Genomic DNA, 22,569 nt, shown 5'->3' on the forward strand with positions numbered 1-22,569 from the left:
GGCCCAAGCGGCTGAACGTCAAACCACACACGTCGAGGTCAGCCACCATGAACTTCAATCTCTTCCCCGTGATTGCCGCATCCGCCATCTCCGCCTCCGTCGTGCTGCCGGCCCATGCCCATGCCGACAGCAGCAAGACCACGGCTACCCACAGCTACACCGAGCAGTACCTGCGCCAGAGCGCCAACTTTCATGCGGCACTGAGTGGTAAGCACAGCCACTGATTGAGACCTTGCACGGTCCCTATGGGAGCGGGCATGCCCGCGAAGCAGACACCGCGGTGTGTGGCACCGGCTTTGCCGGTGTTCGCGGGCGAGCCCGCTCCCACAGAGACCGAGTTGCAGCCTGAAGCGCTTTAGCGAGCCATGACCGAGTTGAAGAGCGCCGAAGCCAACCACCCCTCCAGCCAGCTCCGCACCCGCGGATAAGCCGCCTCGGCGAACCACAGCGGTTCGACCCCGGCAAACTGGCGCATCAGGGGCAACAGCGCGGCATCGGCCAGGCTCGGGTGATCGGCCAGCAGGTATGGCCGGCCTTCGAGCAACTGTTCAAGCTCCGCCAGCCAGGCCTCGGCCTGCAGGCGATAGTGCTCGCGTGAGTACTCCGGGTAGCGCTCGGCGTACTTGTACAAGTTCACCTGGGCCTTGAACGTGCTGTCGTTGCGGGCTATCAGCGCCTCGGCGTGCTGCGCGGCGGCCGGGTCGGCCTGCAGGCGCCAGTCCTGCGGGTCGTGTTGCTCGAGCGCCCAGCGCATGATGTCCAGGCTCTCCTCCAGTACACCGTCACCGGTATCCAGCACCGGCACCGTACCCTTGGGCGACAAGGCCAGCAGTGCGGCCGGCTTGTTCTTCATCGCCACCTCGACGACCTCCACCGTGCAGCCGGCATAGCGCAGCGCCAGGCGTGCACGCATGGCCCATGGGCAGCGACGGAACGAGTAGAGGATCACCCGCACACCTCCACGTCGCTCAGGCCATTGCCCTGGCGGCGCACCTGGATCTGCACCGGAATGCGCTCGTGCATCTCCTGCACGTGGGAGATCACCGCAACCTTGCGCCCCTGCGCCTGCAGGCCGTCGAGGGCGTCCATGGCCAGTTGCAGCGATTCCGGGTCGAGGCTGCCGAAGCCTTCGTCGATGAACAGCGACTCGATGCGCAGGGTGCTCGAGGCCATCGATGCCAGGCCCAGGGCCAGGGCCAGCGAGACCAGGAAGGTTTCACCGCCGGACAGCGAGTGTACCGAACGCAGCTCGTCGCCCATTTCGGTGTCCAGCACCAGCAGGCCCAGGGCACTGCCACCGCGTTTGAGGCGGTAACGGCGCGCCAGCTGGCGCAGTTGGGCGTTGGCGTGGTGCAGCAGCAGGTCGAGGTTGTAGCCCTGGGCGATCTTGCGGAACACGTCGCCCGAGGCCGAGCCGATCAGCGCGTTCAGCCGCGCCCAACGCTGCCATTGCTGGTAGGCCTGCTCGATTTCCCCGGCCAGGGCCTGGCTCGCCTGCTGGCGGCGCTGGTCGTCGGCCTGTTGCGCGCGCAGTTCGGCGCATTGCTGTTCATGGCCGGCCAGCCGCTCGCGCAGCTCGCCCAGCGCTTGCTCCAGGTCTTCGACCGAAGCGTCGACGCTCATCTGCGCGGCGTGCTGCTGCAGGCGCTGGTCGCGCTCCTGAAGCAGCACCCGGCTCTGCTCGATGGCCTTCTCGGCGCCTTGCAGGCGCTGGCGCAGCTCACCCAATTGGGCGTCGTCGATGGCCAGCAGGCGATCCAGCCCGGCATCGTCCAGCTCCGGATGCTCGGCGCGCCATTGGGCAATGTCGCCCTGCAGCTGCTGGCACTCGCTTTCCAGCGCCTGCTGCTGCTGGGTATTGGCCTTGAGTTCGCTGGCCAGTTGCACGCCTTGGGTGCGCAGGTCCTGCAGGCGCTGGGCGGTGTCTGCATCGACAGCGCGCGCCTGCTCCAGCTGGCTGTCCATGTGCTGTTGCCAGGCTTCGGCGCTGGCCTGCTCGCCAAGCAGCTCGGCCAGCGCGGCCTGGGCCTGCTGACGTTGGGTGTCGAGTGCGGCGAGCTGTTGCTGCGCCTGCGTCAAGGCTTGAGCGCGCGCCTGTTGCTGGTCGCGCAGCTTGTCCAACTGCACCTGGCGTGCCTGCTGTTCTTCCTGCTCGTCCTTGCGCTGCTCCAGTTGCTGCAGGCGCTGGGCGATCTGCTGGTCAAGGGCCAGGAAGGCATTGGCCGGGTCATCGCCAAGGGCTTTGAGTACATCGCCCGGGAGCACATTGGCCAAGTCATTGAGGCCCTGCTCCAGCTGTTGTTCATCACTGGCCAGGGCCTGGTGCTGCTGGTCGAGATGGCGCTGGGCCTGTTGCTGGGCTTCCTGCGCTGCCTGCAGGTGCTGGTTGAGGCGCGCGGCATCCTTCTGCAGGGCGAGCAGGGCGCTCTGGCGCTTCTCGTCCTTGCCGATTTCGTCGTCCAGGCGCCGCAGCTGGCTGTCGAGCCAGGCGCTGCGGGCCTTGTCGTCCTGTGGGGCGAGGGCGGGCCAGAGGCTGTGCGCCTGCACCTGCGCCACCAGCGGCTGCAACTGCTCGCCAAGCTGCTGCTGTTGCTGCTGAGCGTCCTTGAGCTGGGCGTTGACCACGCCGAGCTGGGTGCGCAGTTCGACCAGCTTGCCGTTGAGGGCTTCGACCTGTTTCTGCGCCGCGTCCTCTTCGGCCTGGTCGTGGCGGCCAAGGCTCTGCAGCAGGGCCTCAGGCTGATGGAACGGGTGTTCGGCACTGCCACACACCGGGCAGGGCTCGCCATCGCGCAATTGGCCGCGCAGTTCTTCGACACTGGTATTGCGCGCCAGGCGCTGGCGCTCCAGCAACTGGCGGGTGAGGTTGAGCGCCTGTTCGGCGGCTTCCAGTTCGGCCTTGGCCGCCGTGCCTTCGCCGATCAGTTGCTGGCGATGCTGCATGGCCTGCTGCTGACGCTCACGCAGGGCATCGAGCTGCTGGCGCAGTTCCTGCTCACGGCCATGCAGGCGCGACAGCTCCTCGACGGCGCGTTGCTGTTTGCGGTTGTCCTGCAGCATGTTGCCGAGCAGGTCGATCTGTTCGGCCAGGGCCTGGGGTTCGGCCTTGGCTTCACGGAACAGCAGCTCGAAGTGGTCGCGCTGGCTCTGCAACTGGACATTGGCCTGGCTGGCCAGAGCCTGCAGACCGGGTAGTTCCTCGCGGCCCTTGGCCAGGCGGCCACCGATCAGCATCACCTGCTTGAGTTGCGGCAGGTAGGCCTGCCAGGCATTGGCCAGGCCGGCCAGGTGCTGGCTGTCGGCCAGGGCAGTGTCGATCTGCGCCAGTTGCAGCTGGCTGCGCTGCTGGTTCACTCCCGTTTGCTGCAGTTGCTGCTGGCTTTCGGCAACGTGCTGCGCGGCCTGATCGCAGGTGCTGCGTTGCCCCGCCAGTTCCTGGTCAAGACGCACCAGGTTGTCCTGGCCCGCGAAGGCCTGGCGCAGGCGTGGGGCATTTTCGCTGTGCAGGGTCTGGCGCTGTGCCAGGGCCTCGCGAGACGTCAGCAGTGCCTGTTCCAGTTCTGCGGTGCGCGTCTGCAATTCGCTTTGCTGGCGCTGTTGCTCGGCGATCTGCGCCGCGACCGGGGCCAGTTGCGCGCCGAGCATCTGCTGGCGGTGGAATTGGTGGCGTTGTGGTGCCAGGCGCTCCAGGCGTTGCAGGTCGAGGCGCTGCTCGGCCAGCTGCTGCCAGTCCTGTTCGGCAGCTTGCAGGGCGGCGCCGGCTTCGGCGTGCTGGGCCTGCAGCTGGCGTTGTTCATCGAGCCAGCTGCGTTGCTGCTCCAGCTGGCGCTCGCCGGCCTGGTCGGCCTTGACCTGTTGCAACGCCTGCTCCAGGCGCTGGTCAAGTTCGGCACGGGCCTCGGCGGCCATCGGCAGCAAGTGACTGGCGCGGTCATTGAGGGCTTTGTGTGCTTCGCCGGTTTCCCGTGCCTTGCTGAAGGCGCGCTGGCCGAGGCGGGTGTAGATGGCGGTGTTGGTGAGCTTTTCCAGCAGCTCGCTGCGCTCTTTGTCATCCGCCTTGAGGAAGGCGCCGAACTCGCTTTGCGCCAGCATCACCGCGCGGGTGAACTGCTCGAAATTCAGGCCCAGGCGGGCTTCGATCAGTTGCTTGTACTCGCTCTTGCCGCTGCCCAGCACCTGTTCGCTGTCCAGGTCATACAGGCTCTGGCGGCTGAATTGCAGCTTGCCGTTGGCCTTGTCGCGGGCGCGGTTGGCTTCCCAGCGGGCGCGGTAGCGGTGGCCGTCGATGCCGACGAAGTCGACTTCGGCAAAACCGCTGCCGGTGCCACGGCGCAGCAGGTTGCGCGGGTCGGACGTGGGGATTTCGCCGTCGGCGTCCGGCACCTTGGCTTCGCGGCCGATGTCGTTCAGGCGCGGCACGGTGCCGAACAGGGCCAGGCACAGGGCATCGAGCAAGGTGCTCTTGCCGGCGCCGGTGGGCCCGGTGATGGCGAACAGGCCAGCGCTGGCCAGGGGCTCGGCGGTGAAGTCGATGTCGACCGGGCCGGCCAGGGATGCCAGGTTCTTCAGGCGGATGGCGAGAATCTTCATGGCTGTTCCTCTTCCAGCTGGACGTCCTGCAGCAGCAGGGCGAAATCGGCCAGGGCCTGCTCGTCGACGGGGTTGCCGTAGGCCTGCTCCCAGGCGCGGCTGAACAGGTCCTGCGGGGTCATCTGCGCCAGTTCGACGAATGCCAGGTCGTCGTCTTCGCTGTTGTTGCGGCCAGCGTACTCGGCGCTGATGCGGATCAACCGCACAGCTTTGCCCTCAAGCGCGGTTTCGATCTGCTGGCGCAGATCGGGTTGAGGTTCATCCAGAATCACTCGAACCTCCAGCCAGGGCTGGCGGTTGGGGTCTTCGAGCAGGTCGATCACCGGCAGCTCGGCCAGCTGTTCGAGCAGTTCGCCCAGCGGCGCCGGGCCGACCCGCTGCAGGGCTACCGCACGGGGTACCGGGCGCGGCTCGACACTGACCAGCTCGCTGCCCTCCAGTTCGACTTCCAGCACCTGGTGCGGGTAGTTGATTTCGGCGAACGACAGCGGGATCGGCGAGCCGCTGTAACGGATGCGGCTTTCGCGGTTGACCTTCTGCGGCTTGTGCAGGTGGCCGAGCGCGACGTAGCTGATCGACTTGTCGAACAGCTTGGCCGGCAAGGCCTCGGCATTGCCGATGATCAGGCTGCGCTCGGAGTCTTCGGACACCGCGCCACCGGCCATGTGCGCATGGCTGATGGCGATCAGCGCCTGGTCCTTCTTGCGCTTTTTCTGCGCCGCGCCAATCAGTTGCTGATGCACCTGGGTGATGCCTTGCAGGTAGTCGTCGCCCAGCTGCGGGCCGGTCACTTCGGCCGGGCGCAGGAAGGGCAGGGCCAGGCACCAGGCAGCGACCTTGCCGCGGCCGTTGGTCAGCGGAATCAGCAGGCGCTCGGCATCCAGCTGGCCCTCGTCGAGCCAGTGCACCCGGCCCAGCGCGTGGGTGCGCAGGCGGCGCATGAGTGCGGCGGGCAGCTCGATGCGCGAGCCGGAGTCGTGGTTGCCGGCGATCATCACGATGTCCAGCTTGGGCTGCTGCTCGTGGGCCTGGACGATGAAGTCGTAGAGCCGCTCCTGGGCTTTGACCGGCGGGTTGACCGTGTCGAAGATGTCGCCGGCAATCAGCAGCGCGTCCGGCTGGCGCAGGCGCAGCTGGCCGAGCAGCCAGTCGAGGAAGCAGGCGTGTTCGAAGTCGCGTTCCTGGCCGTGCAGGCTTTGGCCCAGGTGCCAGTCGGAGGTGTGAAACAGACGCATGGATGACCTGTCGGTGTCGAGTCAGCAAGCCGGGGCTTGGCGTGAATGATGGGCTTTGCGGAGCCGGGTATGGTAACCCAAGCCTGGGTGACAAGGCAGTTGCTCTCACTGGCGCAAGCGATACATCCAGCAGCAATCAGCTTGTTTCACGCACTTGGCTGCTTTACGCTCTCAGCCGACCGGATAAGCTGGTCAGTAGACACGGATGACAAGTACAGGAGCTCCCCCATGGAAGGTATCCCGCAATCCCAATCCACCACTTGCAACCTCAAGCCTAAATGGCAGGAGCGTTTCGCCTTCTTCGACCAGTACGGCAACCCGAGCAGCGCCGCCTACAAGGCCGCCCTGAAAGCTGCGCCCTTCGGTAAAAGGCTGCTGATCGGAATGAACTTCATCGCCTTCTTCTTCGGCCCGATCTACTTGTTTGTGCTGGGCCTGTGGAAAAAGAACCTGTCCCTGCTGGGCATCTCCGCAGTCGTCCTCGTGTTGATTGAAATTTTGCAGGGTGCTACCGGCATCGCCATACCGAGGGCGCTGGATACTGGCATCAATGTGGCGATCAACGTGATGTATGGTGTTCTCACCAACTATGCCTATTACCTGAAGAAGACCACGGGCCAGCAGGGCTGGAACCCGTTCGAAGGCCTGCGCGTCCTCTGAAGCAGCTCCGTCATTTGGGATAGAGCGGCGGCAGGCTGCCGCTCTCGCCCGCAGGCAACAACACCTGCTCGGCCGGTGGAATGGTGCCGATTGCCCGCCATAGATCCTCACCCTGCCAATACTGCCCGCTCTCGCTATACAGCGCCCCGTTCAACCCATCCAGCGCGTCCGACAGCGGCACGAAGCGCGCCGCCATCTCGGCCAGGGTTTCCGGCTGCTGCCGGGCCCAGGCATCGAGCGCCTGGCGGGTGGCCTGGGGGTCGTTGGCCTGGCACGCGCGCTTGAGGTCATCCAGCAAAGTACGCGGGCTCGGCCCGTTCTGCGCAGCGCGCAGCACTGCCGGCTGCGAGCGGGCGCGCCACCACAGGGCGAAACCCAGCACCGTGGTCAGGGCGAACAGCAGGGTGGCGAGCTGCCAGGGCCAGAGCAGGTGGCTGGCGTCGCTGCTGTCGCCGGCCGGGGACTCGGCGCTCAGCGCCGGATTGTCCAGCACGTCCAGGGTGCGCGCCGGCAGGCTGCTGTGCTCCAGATGGTCTTCGCGGGTGTTCCACCAGGTGACTTCCAGCGCCGGCAAGGCCAGGTTGCCGCTGTGGGTCGGCACCAGGGCTTCGCGTTCCTCGCGGTTGGCCGTCATGCCGCGCTCACTGATCTCGTTGCGCAGCACCGGCTGGTCGGGGTAGCGGCGCAGACCGACGATTTCGGTGGCGGGCAGCTGCGGCAGCTGGGTGCTCGACAGGCCCTCGGCGCGCAAGGTGATGCTGCGCGTGAGGGAGTCGCCGATCTGTGGCTGCTGGCTGGCCGGGTCGGGGTTCCAGTGTTCTTCCAGGGTCAGGTCACGTGCCGGCAGCCAGGGCACGTTGGCCGGCCAGTCGGCGGGGATCGGGCGCACGGTCAGGCGCAGCGGCAGTGAGCTGACTTGCACCTGGCGGCCCGCCCGGGCGGTGCCGGCGGGTTGCTGAGCGTTGTCGGCGGCGGTGGCGGTGAAGGTCAACGGTGGGATGTCCAGGTCGCCGCTCTGCTGCGGATACACCGCGTAGCGGGTTTCGATCACCCCGTGGCGCACGCCGTTGATTTCTTTCTCGTAAGTGCGCGATTCACCCAGCGGCTCGACCTTGGCGTTTTCCAGTTGCAGCGGGCTCAGGCTGCTGTCGTCGTACAGCGACACCGAATGGTAGATGCGCAGGGTCAGCACGGCCTGGGCCTGGACGTATACTTCGTTGCTGTCCAGGGTGGCCTCGACGAACACCTGCGAGGCGATCTCCGGGCGGCTGCTGTCGGCCTGCAGCACCTGCAGGTCGATGGCCTGGCTGTGCGACTGGCCCAGTTGCAGTTCGGGGATGCGCAGGCTGCCGCTGCGCCGTGGCAGCAGGGTGATGATCCAGCGGGTGCTGGCGCGGGTTTCGCCGTCGAGGGTGTGCAGGCTGTTCAGCTGGCGCGTGCCGCGCACTTCGAAGTCGCTGTCCAGGGCGCGCAGGTCGGGCTTGCCGAACTGGGTCACGTCCTGGCTTTCGAGGGTCAGCTCAAGGGTTTCGCCGGCTTCCAGGCGCGTGCGGTCGACGCTGGCCTGCAGCGTGGGTAGGGCCTGGGCCATGACGGCCCACAACAGGCCGAGTAGAAAGACGCCGAAGCGACTCATCGTGTTTTTTCCTGATGCAATTGCTGTTCATACCAGAATTTGCGCCGCAACAGCTCCGCCGGGTTGTCGGGGATCTCGCGCAGCCATTGTTCCAGGGCCTGGCGCTGTTCGGCATCGAGGCTGGTCGACACCGGGCGCTGCGGCGGCTGGGTGATGCTGTCGTCATCGCCGCCCTGGTTGCCGGGTGCCGCCTGGCTGTTGTTGCTGCCTTCGCCGGGTTGTTCGGCGTTGGCCTGTTCCTCACTGCCGGGCGTGCCTTGGGTGGGGCTGCTGGCCGAGCTGCTGTTGCCTTCGGTTTCGCTGCCGGGGGTGCCTTGGGCATCGCTGTTGGCCGGTTGTTCTTCGGCCTGGGCCTCGCGTTGCTGCAGCAGTTGCTGCACCAGCGCCTGGTTGGCCAGCGCCGGCTGCAGGTCGGGCTGGCGCTCCAGGGCCTGTTCGTAGGCATCCAGGGCGGCTTCCAGCTCGCCACTGCGGGCCAGGGCATTGCCTCGATTGTAGTGGGCTGCGGCGCTGTCGCCCTGGGCAAAGGCCTCGGCGGCACCGGCATAGTCGCCGGCCTGGTACAGCGCCATGCCGCGCCATTGCGGGTCCTGGAAGTGCCGGGCGGCGTCTGCCGGGCGCTGTTTGCGCAGCAGCATCTGGCCCTGTTGATCGGGGCGCAGCCACAGGTCGTTGAACTCGAAGGCCTGGCTGGGTTGCGGCAGGGCCAGCAGCAGCGGCAGGCAGAACAGCCAGCCGCGGCGCCCGGCACAGGCAGCCAGCAGCAACAACGGCAGCAGTAACCAGTAGCCCTGGTCGGCCCAGCTGTCCAGTTGCAGGGTCTGGCCGGCATCGTGCAGGCGGCGCGGGTTGTCGAACAGGCCAAGGCCGCGCAGGTCGAGGTCGTCGATGCGGGCATGGCGGTAGCGCCCGCCGGTACCACTGATGAAGGCCTTGAGGCTGGCGCTGTCGAGCCGTGGCAGGAGGATGCCACCCTGGTCATCCTTGAGGTATTCGCCATTGGCCTGTCGCACTGGCGCGCCGTCGCCGGTGCCGATGCCGAGCATTAGCAGGCTCGGGCCCTGGCGGCCGAGGGCCTGGGTGATGCCCTGACGCTCCGGCGCGCTCAGCGCCGAGCCGACCAGCAGCAGGCGACCCTGGCCGAGGCCGCTCTGGGCCAGCAGGGCCAGGCCTTTTTGTACGGCCAGGTCGGCGCGCTGGCCGGTTTTGGGCATGATCGACGGGTCGATGGCTTCCAGCAGGTTGCGCGTGGTGCCCAGGTCATCCGACAGCGGCACCAGGGTGTGGGCGCTGCCGGCATAGACGATCAGCGCGGTCTGGCTGTCGTTGCGGTGTTCGAGCAGATCGAGGATCTTGCGCCGGGCCTGTTCCAGGCGGTTGGGCGCAACGTCGTCGGCAAGCATCTGCGGGGTCAGTTCGAGCAGGATCACCAGCGGGTCGGCCGGGCGCTGGCGGGTTTCCTCCAGGCGCTGCCAGCTCGGCCCGAGCAGGGCCAGCACCACCAGCAGCCAGGCCAGGCCCAACGCCACCCAGGGCAGCTTGCTGTTGCTGCCGCTGCCGCCGCCAAGCAGCACCGGGTGGAACGCTGGCGGCAGGATCATCTGCCAGCGCCCGGCGCGCTTGCGCCGGTGCCACAGCTTGAACAGCAGCCAGCCGAGCAAGGGCACGACCAGCAGCCAGAGCGGGCGCAGCCATTGTGGCCAGAGATCGATCATCGGCGTTTCCTCAGGCGCAGGCGTTTCAGGCGCTGGCGCCATTCCGGATGGGGCTGCAGGAAACGCGGTTTGCGCAGCACCTTGTGCAGCAGGTTGTCGGGCCATTGCACCGCCACCACCAGCAACACGCTGAGCAGCAGGGCCAAGGCCAGCGGCCAGGCATACAGGGCTTTGGCCGTGCGCGCCTGGGTCGGTTGCTGGGCCACCGGCTCCAGCTGGTCGAGGGTATCGCCGATGGCGTTCAGCTCGTTGCCGTCATGGGCGCGGAAGTAGGCACCGTGGGTGATGTCGGCAATTTCCTTGAGCGACGCTTCGTCGAGGTCCAGGCTCGGGTTCAGGCCGAGCAGGCCGGGCGTGCCGCTGGCCTCGGGGTTGGCGCCGATGCCGATGGTGTAGATGCGCACGCCTTCCTGGGCGGCCAGGCGGGCGGCGGTCAGCGGGTGGATCTGCCCGCCGTTGTTGGCGCCATCGGTGACCAGCACCAATACCCGGCTTTGTGCCGGGCGCTGGCGCAGGCGCTTGACCGCCAGGCCGATGGCGTCACCGATGGCGGTATTCTTGCCGGCGATGCCGATCTGCGCTTCGTCGAGGAAGGTGCGCACGGTGCGCCGGTCGAACGTCAGCGGGGCTTGCAGGTAGGCCTGGCTGCCAAACAGGATCAGGCCGACACGGTCGCCTTCGCGGTCTTGCAGGAAGTCGCCGAGCAGTGCCTTGACCAGGTCGAGGCGGCTGATGTCTTCGTCCTTCCACTGCATGTCGGGGAAGTCCATCGAGCCCGACACATCCACCGCCACCAGCAGGTCGCGGCCGCTGGCGGCCACCGGCACCGGTTCACCGAGCCACTGCGGGCGCGCCGCGGCCAGCAGCAGCAGCAGCCAGATCAGTACATACGGCGCCTGCTGGCGCAGGGTCGGCAGGTTAAGGCGTGCGCGGCGCCCGGCCAGGCCTTCCAGTTCGTCGAGGAAACCGACCTTGAGCACCGGCTCGCCGCTGTCGGCGGCGGGCAGCAGCAGGCGCGCCAGCCAGGGCAGCGGCAGCAGCACGAAAATCCACGGCCAGGCCAGTTCAAACATGTTTGCGAATCCAGGTTTCGACCGCCTGGCTGAGCCCGACGATGGCCTTGTCGTCGAGCTTGCACTCGGGCTTGTAGGCGCCTTCGACCAGCACCATCCAGCGGGTCAGGCCGGCGGCCGGGCAGCGGTTGTCGAGAAAGGCCAGCCACTGGCGGCCATTCAAGGTATGACTGTTGGCACCGGGGTAGTGGTTGCGGCACAGGCGCTTGAGCAGAGCGTTGATTTGCTGCAGCCAGGCGCCGGCCGGGGCGCCGTCATAGGGGCGTGGCAGGCGGGCGAGTTCGGCCAGGGCTTCCAGGCGCACGGGGTCGAGCGGCAGCTCGGCGCGCACCACCGGGCGTTTGCCCGGGCGCCAGCGGCGCAACCGCCATAGGCCCCAGACCAGCAGCGGCAGCAGCGCGAGCAGCAGCCACCAGCCCGGTGCTGGCGGCCACAGGCCAATTGCCGGCGGTGCGATCAGCGGTTGCAGCTGGTCCAGCGGGTTCATTGAGCACTCCCAGGTCGCTGGGCATTCAGGTACTCGCGCAGTTGTTCGATCATCTCGCTTTGGGTGCTCAGTGGCATCAGTAGCACGCGCAGCTTCTGCGCCATCAGCTCCCAGCGCTCGATGCGCGCTTCGGCCTGTTGACGGTAGGCCTGGCGCAGGTTGGCGTCCAGGGTGTCGAGCTCCAGCTGCGAGCCGCGCTGGGCGAAGCGCAGCAGGCCGGCGGCGGGCAGGGCGTGGTCGAGCGGGTCGGACACCGGCATCAGCAACAGGTCGCAATGACGCGAGAGCATGGCCAGGTGTTGCTCGGCCTGGGCGCTGAGCGAGCGTTCGTCGCAGATGACGATGGCCAGGCTGCCGGGGCGCAGCACTTCACGGGCGCGGCGCAGGGCCAGGCCGAGGCTGTCGGTTTGCGGCGCGGCTTCGGTGTGCAGGGCCTGGTTGACCTTGGCCAGGCGGTTGAGCAGCTGCAGCAGGCTCTGCTTGCTGCGCCGTGGCTTGATCTCGTGGTGCTCGTTGTCGCCGAACACCAGACCGCCGATGCGGTCGTTGTGGCCCAGTGCGGCCCAGCCGAACAGCGCGGCAGCCTCGGCTGCGAGCACCGACTTGAACATCAGCCCCGAGCCGAAGAACAGGCGCTGGCTCTGTTCGACGAGAATGAAGATCGGCCGTTCGCGTTCCTCGTGGAACAGCTTGGTGTGCGGCTCCTGGGTGCGTGCGGTGACGCGCCAGTCGATGTTGCGCACATCGTCACCGGCCTGGTACACGCGCACCTGGTCGAAGTCCACGCCACGCCCGCGCAGCTTGGAATGGTGCAGGCCGACCAGCGGGCTGCGCTGGCCGGGGCGGGAAAACAGCTGGATCTCGCGTACGCGGTGGCGCATGTCGATCAGCTCGGCGAGGCCGATGCGGATGCCGGGTTCGGCCTGCGGCGCGGTGGGCATGGGTCAGGCGACGGCCACAACGTCGAGGATGCGCTGGACCACGCGGTCCTGGTCGATCCCCGCCGCTTCGGCTTCGAACGACAGGATGATGCGGTGGCGCAGCACATCGAACAGCACCGCCTGGATGTCTTCGGGGCTGACGAAGTCGCGCCCGGCCAGCCAGGCATGGGCGCGTGCGCAGCGGTCGAGGGCGATCGAACCGCGCGGGCTGGCGCCATAGGCGATCCAGTCGGCCAGCTCGGCGTCGAATTTGGCCGGGGTGCGGGTGGCCATCACCAGCTGCACCAGGTATTCCTCCACGGCGTCGGCCATGTACAGGCCGAGGATTTCCTTGCGCGCGGCAAAGATCGCCTGCTGGCTGACCCGGCGCTCGGGCTTCACTTCGCCGCCCAGTGCTTCGCCACGGGCCTGGGCGAGGATGCGGCGCTCCACGGCGGCATCGGGGAAGCCGATCTTCACGTGCATCAGGAAGCGGTCGAGCTGGGCTTCGGGCAGCGGGTAGGTGCCTTCCTGCTCGATCGGGTTCTGCGTGGCCATGACCAGGAACAGCGGCGACAGGTCGTAGGTGCTGCGGCCCACGCTGACCTGGCGCTCGGCCATGGCTTCAAGCAGCGCCGACTGCACTTTGGCCGGGGCGCGGTTGATTTCGTCGGCCAGCACCAGGTTGTGGAAGATCGGCCCCTGCTGGAACACGAAGCTGCCGGTTTCCGGGCGATAGATCTCGGTGCCGGTGATGTCGGCCGGAAGCAGGTCGGGGGTGAACTGGATTCGATGGAACTGGGCCTCGATGCCTTCGGCCAGCTCTTTGATGGCCTTGGTCTTGGCCAGGCCCGGCGCACCTTCGACCAGCATGTGGCCGTCGGCCAGCAACACGATCAACAGCCGCTCGACCAGCTTCTCCTGGCCTAGGATCTGGGAGGAAAGAAAGGTGCGTAGCGCGATCAGCGCTTCACGGTGTTCCATCGGCGGCGGTTCCTGGGTTTGCGCCAGGTCGCGGGCGACCTGGCAGGGGGTGATACTTTAATCTATCCAGGGGTGTGCCGACCAATGCAGGCCGCGATTTTTATCGCTGCCATGGTCGCTGCAGGGCGCGCCCGCAGGCTTTTCGGGTCAGTTCTTCGCGGTGGAATGCTTGCGCCCCTGGTCGCACAGGGCGAACACCACCACCAGCACCCCGGCAATCGCCAGGATCAGCGCCACGCCATCGGTGGAGTGGGTCGCCGATCCGGCCACCAGGGCCAGGCCGCCCAGCGGTGCCAGGCCACCGGCTACCGCGGTACCAATCTCACGGCCGGTACCAAAGCCCGACGAGCGTGTCTGGGTCGGGAACTGGCGGCTGAGGAACGACCCCTGCGGGGCGAACATCATCGGCGCGAGGATGCCGGTGCCGATTGCGATGGCGATGTAGATCTGGGTGGGCTCGCCGGTGCTCAACAGCTGCAGGAACGGGTAGGCGAACAGTGCCGACAGGACCCCGCCGAGCATCAGCACGGTCTTGCTGCTCCAGCGGTCGCACAGCCAGCCGAAGAACGGCACGGCGAAGATCGCCACCAGGCTGGCGATGGTTACCGACAGCGAGGTGACATGCGCTTCCACGCCCTTGAACTGGGTCAGGTAGGCCAGCGAGAAGGTCTTGAAGATGTAGCTCAGGGCGTTGTAGCCGATGGCCACGAAGAACACCACGGCCAGGCCCTTGAGGTCGTTCTTGAACAGCAGCTTCAGCGGCGACACCTGTGGCTTGCTGCTGTCGGCCTTGTCGAGTTCCTTGAAGTCTGGCGTCTCGGGGATGCTCTTGCGCACCCACAGGCCGACCGCCACCAGGGCGATGCTGGCAATGAACGGGATGCGCCAGCCGCCGGCCAGGAGGAATTCGTTGCCATTCATGGTCAGCAGGTAAACCGTCAGCGATGACAGCAGCAGCCCCAGGTTCAGCCCCAGCGCCGGCCAGGCGCCCTGGCTGCCGCGCTTGCCTTCACTGGCATGTTCGTAGGAGGTCACCGCCGCGCCGGACAGCTCGGCCCCCGCGCCCAGGCCCTGGATGATGCGGATCACCACCAGCAGGATCGGGGCCCAGATGCCGATGCTGGCGTAGCTGGGAATCAGCCCGATCAGCGCCGTGCACACGCCCATCATGCAAAAAGTGATCACCAGCACATGCTTGCGCCCGAAACGGTCGCCCAGGTAGCCGAACAGGATGCCGCCGAAAGGGCGGGCGATGAAGCCGATGGCGAAGGTGGAGAAGGCCAGCAGCGAGGCCACCGCCGGGTTGCTGGCATCGAAGAAGATCTTCGAGAACACGATCGCTGCCATGGTCGCGTAGAGGTAGAAGTCGTACCACTCCAGCATCGAGCCGAAGATGGTCGCCGCCGCCACCTTGCGCAGGCGCTTGCGTTGCTGTTGCGGGGTCTCGTGCGCGGCCGGGGCCGCCTCATGTACCGACATGGGGGTTCCTTATTGTCTTTGTAGTTGTAGAGGTGCAGCAGGTTTCAGCGGGTCTTGAGGATCTTCTCGGCGATCATCTGGCCGATGGGAATGGCCGAGGTGGCCGCCGGCGACGGGGCATTGCAGACATGCACCATGCGCGGGGTCTCGGCGAACAGGAAGTCATGCACCAGGGTGCCGTCGCGCATCACGGCCTGGGCGCGAATGCCCGCTTCGTAAGGCAGCAGGTCCGCCACCTCCAGCGATGGGCAGTACTTGCGGCACTGTTCCAGGTAACCGCGCTTGAACAGCGAGTTCTTCATCTCGGTGGTGCCGGAACCGAGGTTGTTCCATATGGTTTTCCAGAACCCCGGGAAGCTGGCGTACTCGGCCACGTCGCGCCAGTTGACCGATAACTTGCGGTAGTTCTCGCGGCCGAAACCGAGCACGGCGTTCGGGCCGACAGTGACGCTGCCGTCGATCATGCGTGTCAGGTGCACGCCGAGGAATGGCAGCTCCGGGTCGGGGATCGGGTAGATCAGGTGGTTGACGATCTGGTTCTTGCTGGCCGGCAAGCGGTAGTACTCGCCGCGGAAGGGGATGATCTGGTGGTCGATCTTCACCCCGGCCAGGCGCGCCAGGCGGTCGGATTGCAGGCCGGCGCAGGCCACCAGCTGGCGCGCGCGCCAGGTGTGGCTGTCGGTGCCGACGGCGACATGGTCGGCGTGTTCCTGGATGGCGTGCACGCGGGTGGACAAGTGCACCTCGCCGCCGGCCTGGCGGATCACCTTGGCCATGGCGTTGCACACCTGGGTGTAGTCGACGATGCCGGTGGCATCGAGGAACAGCGCGCCCTTGCCGACGATGTTCGGTTCACGCTCAGCCAGCGCGGCGGCGTCCAGGCGCTCGACCTTCAGGCCGTTCTGCTGCGAGCGCTCGTACAGGGCCTGCATGCGTTGCACTTCCAGGTCGTTGGAGGCCACCAGCAGTTTGCCGCAGACCTCGAAGGCGATGCCGTGCTCGCTGCAGAAGTCCTTGGTCGCCTGGGCGCCGCGCTTGCACAGTTCGGCCTTGAGGCTGCCCGGTGCGTAATAGATGCCCGCATGGATCACGCCACTGTTGTGGCCAGTCTGGTGGCGACCGAGGCTGGCTTCCTTTTCCAGGATCAGCAGGGATGCGCCCGGGCGCTGCTCGAGCAGCGCCATCGCAGTGGCGAGGCCGACGATGCCGCCGCCGATGATGCAGTAGTCGTAAGTCATGCAGGGGTACCTTGGTGTTCTTGTCGGTGGATCTGCTTATCAGGTTGTCAGACTAAGTAATGCGTAAAAGGGCCCTCGTCAGGCCGCGTCGGTTTCTCCGGGGTCAGTCGAGGGCGGGGAGGTCGATCTTCAGGCGCTTGGCCGAGGCGCGCAGGTGCGCTTCGGCGCAGGCTGCGGCCGCCTGGCGGTCGCCATCGGCGATGGCCTGGTACAGCGCCTGGTGCTCGCGATTGGCATCGGCCGAGCCACCCACCGAGTGGGCCGCGGAGTTTTCCCAGGCGGTGCGCCGGGCGCTCGCCAGCTGGCCGCCGAGGAAGTCGTGGAAGGCCACGAAGTAATCGTTCTTGCTGGCTTCGGCAATCGCCCGGTGGAAGGCCACATCGGCGGCCGAGGCGGTGGCGAAGTCGCTGCGCTTGTCGAGCATTTCCTGCAGGGCCTTGGCCATGTGGGCCAGGTCCTGCTCGTCGCGGCGGCGGGCGGCGATGGCGGCGGCCTGGGTCTCGATCCACAGGCGCATTTCGAACATCTGCACCAGGTCTGGCTTGCGGCCATTGTTGCCGGGGAAGCGGAACACGGTACCGGCGGGGGTTTGCGAGATGTAGGAACCGAGCCCGCGGCGGGCGATCAGCACGCCGTCGGCCTTGAGCTGCGCCACCGCCTCGCGCACCACCGAGCGGCTGACGTTCAGCTGTTCGGCCAGTTGCTGTTCGGTGGGCAGGCGCGATTCGGCGGCCAGGCGGCCGGAATCGATCTCGGCGCGGATGGCGCTGACGACCCGGTCTACCAGGGTGTCGGGGCGCTGGAGCTCTAGCATGGAATCGGTTGCCTAGTTATCAGGTTGTCAGACAATGCCTGTGGTGGGGCAGGGTTGTCAATGCCTTCTGGGGGGAAGCGGTAAGCAGGTCCGGCCCTTTCGCGGGCACGCCCGCTCCCACAGGTACGGCGCAGGTTTCAGAATTTGCACAATCCCTGTGGGAGCGGGCGTGCCCGCGAAGAGGCCGGAACAGGAAGACTCAGAGCTCGCTGACGAAGGTGCCGGTGCCATCGAGGATGTTCTTCAGGGTCAGCGCCACTTCCTCAAGGTCGGTCCCCGCCGAAGTCAGCACGATCTCCAGCGCCTCATCCCCTTTCAGCGCATCACGATCCCCAGCCGCCACCTCGATCAGCAGGCGTTGTGCACTCAAGGTCACCTTCAGCCCATCCAGGGTCGACGGCTCGTCATCCAGGGTCAGGTCGACGGTGTCTTCGTCCGGGTAACGGGTCAGCAGAAACATCTGCCCCTTGTCGCTGTGGCAGCACAGGGTCGCCATGTTGTCTTCCTCGTCATCGCAAGGGGTGGCGAACAGCACGGCGGTTTGGATTTGCATGACTACGACTCGGGTCAAGGGAATTGAGAGGGAATTCTGACAGCCTTGCACACATCCATAAACGTAAAGTTGCCAGCCCTTGACCGAAATTGTCGCAGCCTCGCAAGCGGCAATGACCGCTCAGTCGTTAAGCTTCGGCGAGCCCTGAACGTGCCTGTCGCGTTCTACGTCTGGTTTTTACCGTCCGGCTTGCCATGGGTTGGCTATTGTTGATCCGTACATGGCGGACGTGCGCGACGCTTCAACTATTACAAAGCCCAAGCGGAGTACCACAGATGGCGTTCTTCACCGCAGCCAGCAAAGCCGACTTCCAGCATCAACTGCAAGCGGCCCTGGCGCAGCACATCAGCGAACAGTCCCTGCCACAAGTGGCGCTATTCGCCGAGCAGTTCTTCGGCATCATCTCTCTGGACGAACTCACCCAGCGCCGGCTTTCGGACCTGGCCGGCTGTACCCTGTCGGCGTGGCGCATCATCGAGCGCTTCGACCCCGAATACCCGCAAGTGCGGGTGTACAACCCCGATTACGAACGCAATGGCTGGCAATCGACCCACACCGTGGTCGAAGTGCTGCACCACGACCTGCCGTTCCTGGTCGACTCGGTACGCACCGAGCTCAACCGCCGCGGCTACAGCATCCACACCTTGCAGACCACGGTGCTGAGCGTGCGCCGGGGCGCCAAGGGCGAACTGCTCGAACTGCTGCCCAAGGGCACCCAGGGCGAGGGCGTGCGCCACGAGTCGCTGATGTACCTGGAGATCGACCGCTGCGCCAATGCCGCCGAGCTGACCGTGCTCGCCCGCGAGATCGAGCAGGTACTGGCTGAAGTGCGCGTGGCGGTGGCTGATTTCGAGCCGATGAAAGCCAAGCTGCGTGAAGTCGTCGCCGAAGTGGAGAACACCGCCTATGGCCCGGCCCAGCACGAAAAGGGCGAGGTCAAGGCCTTCCTCGAATGGCTGCTGGACAACCATTTCACCTTCCTCGGCTATGAAGAATTCACCGTCCAGGCCGACAGCGACGGTGGCCAGATGGTCTACGACGAACAGTCGTTCCTCGGCCTGCCGCGCCGCCTGCGGGTGGGCCTGACGGCGGAAGAACTGCGCATCGAAGACTACGCCGTGGCCTACCTCAACGAGCCGCTGCTGCTGTCGTTCGCCAAGGCCGCGCTACCCAGCCGCGTGCATCGCCCGGCCTACCCGGACTATGTGTCGATCCGCCAGCTGGATGCCGATGGCAAGGTCATCAAGGAGCACCGCTTCATGGGCTTGTACACCTCGTCGGTGTACGGCGAGAGCGTGCATGCCATCCCTTACATCCGGGTGAAGGTCGCCGAGGTCGAGCGCCGTTCCGGCTTCGACCCGAAAGCGCACCTGGGCAAGGAACTGGCCCAGGTGCTCGAAGTGCTGCCGCGCGACGACCTGTTCCAGACCCCGATCGACGAGCTGTTCAACACCGTGATGTCGATCGTGCAGATCCAGGAACGCAACAAGATTCGCGTGTTCCTGCGCAAGGACCCGTACGGGCGCTTCTGCTACGGCCTGGCCTACGTGCCGCGTGAGATCTATTCCACCGAAGTGCGGCAGAAGATCCAGCAGGTGCTGATGGAGCGCCTGAAGGCCAGCGACTGTGAATTCTGGACCTTCTTCTCCGAATCGGTGCTGGCCCGTGTGCAGCTGATCCTGCGGGTCGACCCGAAGAACCGCATCGACATCGACCCGCAGCAGCTGGAAAACGAAGTGATCCAGGCCTGCCGCTCGTGGCAGGACGACTACTCGGCGCTGGTCATCGAGAACTTCGGCGAAGCCCAGGGCACCAACATCCTCGGCGACTTCCCCAAGGGCTTCCCGGCCGGCTACCGCGAGCGCTTCCCGGCGCATTCGGCCGTGGTCGACCTGCAGCACGTGGTGGCGTTGTCCGAGAGCAAGCCGCTGGCGATGAGTTTCTACCAGCCCCTGACCCGCCTGGGCGAGCGCCTGCTGCACTGCAAGCTGTACCACGCCGACACCCCGCTGGCGCTGTCGGATGTGCTGCCGATCCTGGAAAACCTTGGCCTGCGCGTGCTCGGCGAGTTCCCTTACCGCCTGCGCCACGCCAGCGGGCGTGAGTTCTGGATCCACGACTTCGCCTTTACCTACAGCGAAGGCCTGAACCTGGACATCCAGCAGCTCAACGACACGCTGCAGGACGCCTTCATCCACATCGTCAAGGGCGACGCCGAGAACGATGCCTTCAACCGCCTGGTGCTCACTGCCGGCCTGCCATGGCGTGACGTGGCGCTGCTGCGTGCCTATGCCCGCTACCTCAAGCAGATCCGCCTGGGCTTCGACCTCGGCTACATCGCCAGCACCCTGAACAACCACACCGACATCGCCCGCGAACTGACCCGGTTGTTCAAGACCCGCTTCTACCTGGCGCGCAAGCTCACCAATGAAGACCTGGACGACAAGCAGCTGCGCCTGGAGCAGGCGATCCTCACGGCCCTGGACGAAGTCCAGGTGCTCAACGAGGACCGCATCCTGCGGCGCTACCTGGACCTGATCAAGGCGACCCTGCGCACCAACTTCTACCAGCCGGACGCCAACGGCCAGAACAAGTCGTACTTCAGCTTCAAGTTCAACCCCAAGCTGATTCCCGAGCTGCCCAAGCCGGTGCCGAAGTTCGAGATCTTCGTCTATTCGCCTCGGGTCGAGGGCGTGCACCTGCGCTTCGGCAACGTCGCCCGCGGCGGCCTGCGCTGGTCGGACCGCGAGGAAGACTTCCGCACCGAAGTGCTGGGCCTGGTCAAAGCCCAACAAGTGAAGAACTCGGTGATCGTGCCGGTTGGCGCCAAGGGCGGCTTCCTGCCGCGCCGGCTGCCGTTGGGCGGCACCCGCGACGAGATCGCCGCCGAGGGCGTGGCCTGCTACCGCATCTTCATCTCCGGCCTGCTCGACATCACCGACAACCTCAAGGACGGTGGTGTCGTGCCGCCGGCCAACGTGGTGCGTCACGATGACGACGACCCCTACCTGGTGGTGGCGGCCGACAAGGGTACCGCGACCTTCTCCGACATCGCCAACGGCATCGCCATCGACTACGGCTTCTGGCTCGGCGATGCGTTCGCCTCGGGTGGCTCGGCCGGTTACGACCACAAGAAGATGGGCATCACCGCCCGTGGCGCCTGGGTTGGCGTGCAGCGTCACTTCCGCGAGCGTGGCATCAACGTGCAGCAGGACCCGATCACCGTGATCGGCGTCGGCGACATGGCCGGCGACGTGTTCGGCAACGGCCTGCTGATGTCCGACAAGCTGCAACTGGTGGCGGCGTTCAACCACCTGCACATCTTCATCGACCCGAGCCCGGACCCGGCCACCAGCTTCGTCGAGCGCAAGCGCCTGTTCGACCTGCCGCGTTCGGCCTGGAGCGACTACGACACCAGCATCATGTCCGAAGGCGGCGGGATCTTCCCGCGCAGTGCCAAGAGCATCGCCATCAGCCCGCAGATGAAAGAGCGCTTTGCCATCGAGGCCGATCGCCTGACCCCGACCGAGCTGCTGCACGCACTGCTCAAGGCGCCGGTCGACCTGCTGTGGAACGGCGGTATCGGCACCTACGTCAAGGCCAGCAGCGAAAGCCACGCCGATGTCGGCGACAAGGCCAACGATGCACTGCGGGTCAACGGCAACGAGCTGCGCTGCAAGGTGGTGGGCGAGGGCGGCAACCTCGGCATGACCCAGCTCGGCCGTGTCGAGTTCGGCCTGCACGGCGGCGCCACCAACACCGACTTCATCGACAACGCCGGTGGCGTGGACTGCTCCGACCACGAGGTCAATATCAAGATCCTGCTCAATGAAGTGGTGCAGGGTGGCGACATGACCGAGAAGCAGCGTAACCAGCTGCTTGGCAGCATGACCGACGAAGTCGCCGGCCTGGTGCTGGGCAACAACTACAAGCAGACCCAGGCGCTGTCGCTGGCCGCCCGCCGCGCCCGCGAGCGGATCGCCGAGTACAAGCGCCTGATGGCTGACCTCGAAGGCCGTGGCAAGCTGGACCGGGCCATCGAGTTCCTGCCGTCCGAGGAACAGCTGGCCGAGCGCCTGGCCGCTGGCCAGGGCCTGACCCGCGCCGAGCTGTCGGTGCTGATCTCGTACAGCAAGATCGACCTCAAGGAGCAACTGCTCAAGTCGCTGGTGCCGGACGACGACTACCTGACCCGTGACATGGAAACCGCCTTCCCGCCGTCGCTGGTCAGCAAGTTCGCCGACGCCATGCGCCGTCACCGCCTGAAGCGCGAAATTGTCAGCACCCAGATCGCCAACGACCTGGTCAACAACATGGGCATCACCTTTGTCCAGCGCCTGAAGGAGTCGACCGGCATGAGCCCGGCCAACGTCGCCGGGGCCTATGTGATCGTGCGCGACATCTTCCACCTGCCGCACTGGTTCCGCCAGATCGAGGCGCTGGACTACCAGGTGTCGGCGGAAATCCAGCTGACCCTGATGGACGAGTTGATGCGCCTGGGCCGCCGCGCCACCCGCTGGTTCCTGCGCAGCCGGCGCAACGAGCAGGATGCCGGGCGTGACAGCGCGCACTTCGGGCCGAAGATCGCCCAGCTGGGGCTCAAGCTCGACGAGCTGCTGGAAGGCCCGACCCGTGAGCGCTGGATGGTGCGTTACCAGAGCTTCGTCGACGCTGGCGTACCGGAATTGCTGGCGCGCATGGTTGCCGGCACCACTCACCTGTACACCCTGTTGCCGATCATCGAGGCCTCGGACGTGACCGGTCATGACCCGGCGCAGGTGGCCAAGGCGTTCTTCGCCGTGGGCAGCGCGCTGGACCTGACCTGGTACCTGCAGGAAATCAGCAACCTGCCGGTGGAAAACAACTGGCAGGCCCTGGCTCGCGAGGCGTTCCGCGACGACATCGACCTGCAGCAGCGGGCCATCACCATCTCGGTTCTGCAGATGGCCGATGCCCCGGACGACATGGACGCCCGTGTGGCGCTGTGGGCCGAGCAGCACCGGGTGATGGTCGAGCGCTGGCGCGCCATGCTCGACGACCTGCGCAATGCCACCGGCACCGACTATGCGATGTACGCGGTGGCCAACCGCGAGCTGGTCGACCTGGCGCTGAGTGGGCAGGCGGCGGTGGTGCCGTCCTGAAGCCTTGAGCTGAAATGAAAAGCCCCGGCAGCGATGCCGGGGCT

Annotated in this window: 16 protein-coding genes; 3 read left to right on the top strand and 13 right to left on the bottom strand. The window is 66.3% G+C overall.

Annotated elements, in window-relative coordinates:
* The first annotated feature begins 47 nt into the window (after window positions 1-47).
* Window positions 48-224 carry a hypothetical protein gene (locus J7573_RS10805; RefSeq protein WP_294334498.1) on the top strand — a complete coding sequence of 59 codons (177 nt, stop codon included), beginning with the start codon at window positions 48-50 and terminating at the stop codon, window positions 222-224.
* Between the two features lie 131 nt (window positions 225-355).
* Here the strand turns inward: J7573_RS10805 and J7573_RS10810 are convergent, their stop codons facing one another.
* The 3 genes from J7573_RS10810 to J7573_RS10820 are packed head-to-tail and all read right to left on the bottom strand — an operon-like array spanning window position 356 to window position 5,825.
* Window positions 356-949: a glutathione S-transferase gene (locus J7573_RS10810; protein ID WP_294334499.1), complete on the bottom strand. Its 594-nt coding sequence runs from the start codon at window positions 947-949 to the stop codon at window positions 356-358.
* Window positions 946-4,590 (bottom strand): AAA family ATPase, encoded by a 3,645-nt coding sequence (locus tag J7573_RS10815; protein ID WP_294334501.1) that lies wholly within the window; start codon window positions 4,588-4,590, stop codon window positions 946-948. The genes J7573_RS10810 and J7573_RS10815 overlap by 4 nt, the downstream gene beginning before the upstream one ends.
* Window positions 4,587-5,825: an exonuclease SbcCD subunit D C-terminal domain-containing protein gene (locus J7573_RS10820; RefSeq protein ID WP_294334503.1), complete on the bottom strand. Its 1,239-nt coding sequence runs from the start codon at window positions 5,823-5,825 to the stop codon at window positions 4,587-4,589. Before J7573_RS10820 ends, J7573_RS10815 begins: the two co-directional genes overlap by 4 nt.
* Before the next feature lie 228 nt (window positions 5,826-6,053).
* On the opposite strand from J7573_RS10820, the gene J7573_RS10825 reads away from it, so the two are divergent.
* Window positions 6,054-6,485, top strand: a complete 432-nt coding sequence (locus J7573_RS10825) for a DUF2628 domain-containing protein (RefSeq protein ID WP_294334504.1) — start codon at window positions 6,054-6,056, stop codon at window positions 6,483-6,485.
* Between the two features lie 10 nt (window positions 6,486-6,495).
* Here the strand turns inward: J7573_RS10825 and J7573_RS10830 are convergent, their stop codons facing one another.
* The 10 genes from J7573_RS10830 to J7573_RS10875 all read right to left on the bottom strand — a co-directional run bounded on the left by J7573_RS10830 (window position 6,496) and on the right by J7573_RS10875 (window position 17,384).
* Window positions 6,496-8,121: a BatD family protein gene (locus J7573_RS10830; protein WP_294334506.1), complete on the bottom strand. Its 1,626-nt coding sequence runs from the start codon at window positions 8,119-8,121 to the stop codon at window positions 6,496-6,498.
* Window positions 8,118-9,836: a tetratricopeptide repeat protein gene (locus J7573_RS10835; protein WP_294334508.1), complete on the bottom strand. Its 1,719-nt coding sequence runs from the start codon at window positions 9,834-9,836 to the stop codon at window positions 8,118-8,120. The genes J7573_RS10830 and J7573_RS10835 overlap by 4 nt, the downstream gene beginning before the upstream one ends.
* Complete coding sequence (locus J7573_RS10840) at window positions 9,833-10,909, bottom strand: VWA domain-containing protein (protein WP_294334509.1); 1,077 nt, start codon at window positions 10,907-10,909, stop codon at window positions 9,833-9,835. Before J7573_RS10840 ends, J7573_RS10835 begins: the two co-directional genes overlap by 4 nt.
* A complete protein-coding gene (locus J7573_RS10845) occupies window positions 10,902-11,396 on the bottom strand; it encodes a DUF4381 domain-containing protein (protein WP_027919336.1) in 495 nt (164 codons plus the stop codon). The genes J7573_RS10840 and J7573_RS10845 overlap by 8 nt, the downstream gene beginning before the upstream one ends.
* The gene (locus J7573_RS10850; RefSeq protein WP_294334514.1) at window positions 11,393-12,337 is read right to left on the bottom strand and encodes a DUF58 domain-containing protein; all 945 of its coding nucleotides are present in this window, start codon (window positions 12,335-12,337) and stop codon (window positions 11,393-11,395) included. The genes J7573_RS10845 and J7573_RS10850 overlap by 4 nt, the downstream gene beginning before the upstream one ends.
* A 3-nt stretch (window positions 12,338-12,340) precedes the next feature.
* Entirely contained in the window at window positions 12,341-13,300 is a 960-nt protein-coding gene (locus tag J7573_RS10855) for a MoxR family ATPase (RefSeq protein WP_027919334.1), read from the bottom strand.
* 147 nt (window positions 13,301-13,447) lie between these two features.
* Window positions 13,448-14,779 carry an MFS transporter gene (locus tag J7573_RS10860; protein ID WP_294334517.1) on the bottom strand — a complete coding sequence of 444 codons (1,332 nt, stop codon included), beginning with the start codon at window positions 14,777-14,779 and terminating at the stop codon, window positions 13,448-13,450.
* A gap of 44 nt (window positions 14,780-14,823) precedes the next feature.
* On the bottom strand, window positions 14,824-16,017 hold the full coding sequence (gene lhgO, locus J7573_RS10865) for an L-2-hydroxyglutarate oxidase (protein ID WP_294334519.1): 1,194 nt from the start codon (window positions 16,015-16,017) through the stop codon (window positions 14,824-14,826).
* A gap of 103 nt (window positions 16,018-16,120) precedes the next feature.
* Window positions 16,121-16,831 carry a FadR/GntR family transcriptional regulator gene (locus J7573_RS10870; protein WP_294334521.1) on the bottom strand — a complete coding sequence of 237 codons (711 nt, stop codon included), beginning with the start codon at window positions 16,829-16,831 and terminating at the stop codon, window positions 16,121-16,123.
* Between the two features lie 199 nt (window positions 16,832-17,030).
* Entirely contained in the window at window positions 17,031-17,384 is a 354-nt protein-coding gene (locus tag J7573_RS10875) for a hypothetical protein (protein WP_294334522.1), read from the bottom strand.
* 275 nt (window positions 17,385-17,659) lie between these two features.
* Between J7573_RS10875 and J7573_RS10880 the strand changes: the two genes are divergently transcribed.
* Window positions 17,660-22,525, top strand: a complete 4,866-nt coding sequence (locus tag J7573_RS10880) for an NAD-glutamate dehydrogenase (RefSeq protein WP_294334523.1) — start codon at window positions 17,660-17,662, stop codon at window positions 22,523-22,525.
* The last annotated feature ends 44 nt before the right edge of the window (window positions 22,526-22,569 follow it).

The organism is Pseudomonas sp. (assembly GCF_017744435.1).
Taxonomy (GTDB): domain Bacteria; phylum Pseudomonadota; class Gammaproteobacteria; order Pseudomonadales; family Pseudomonadaceae; genus Aquipseudomonas.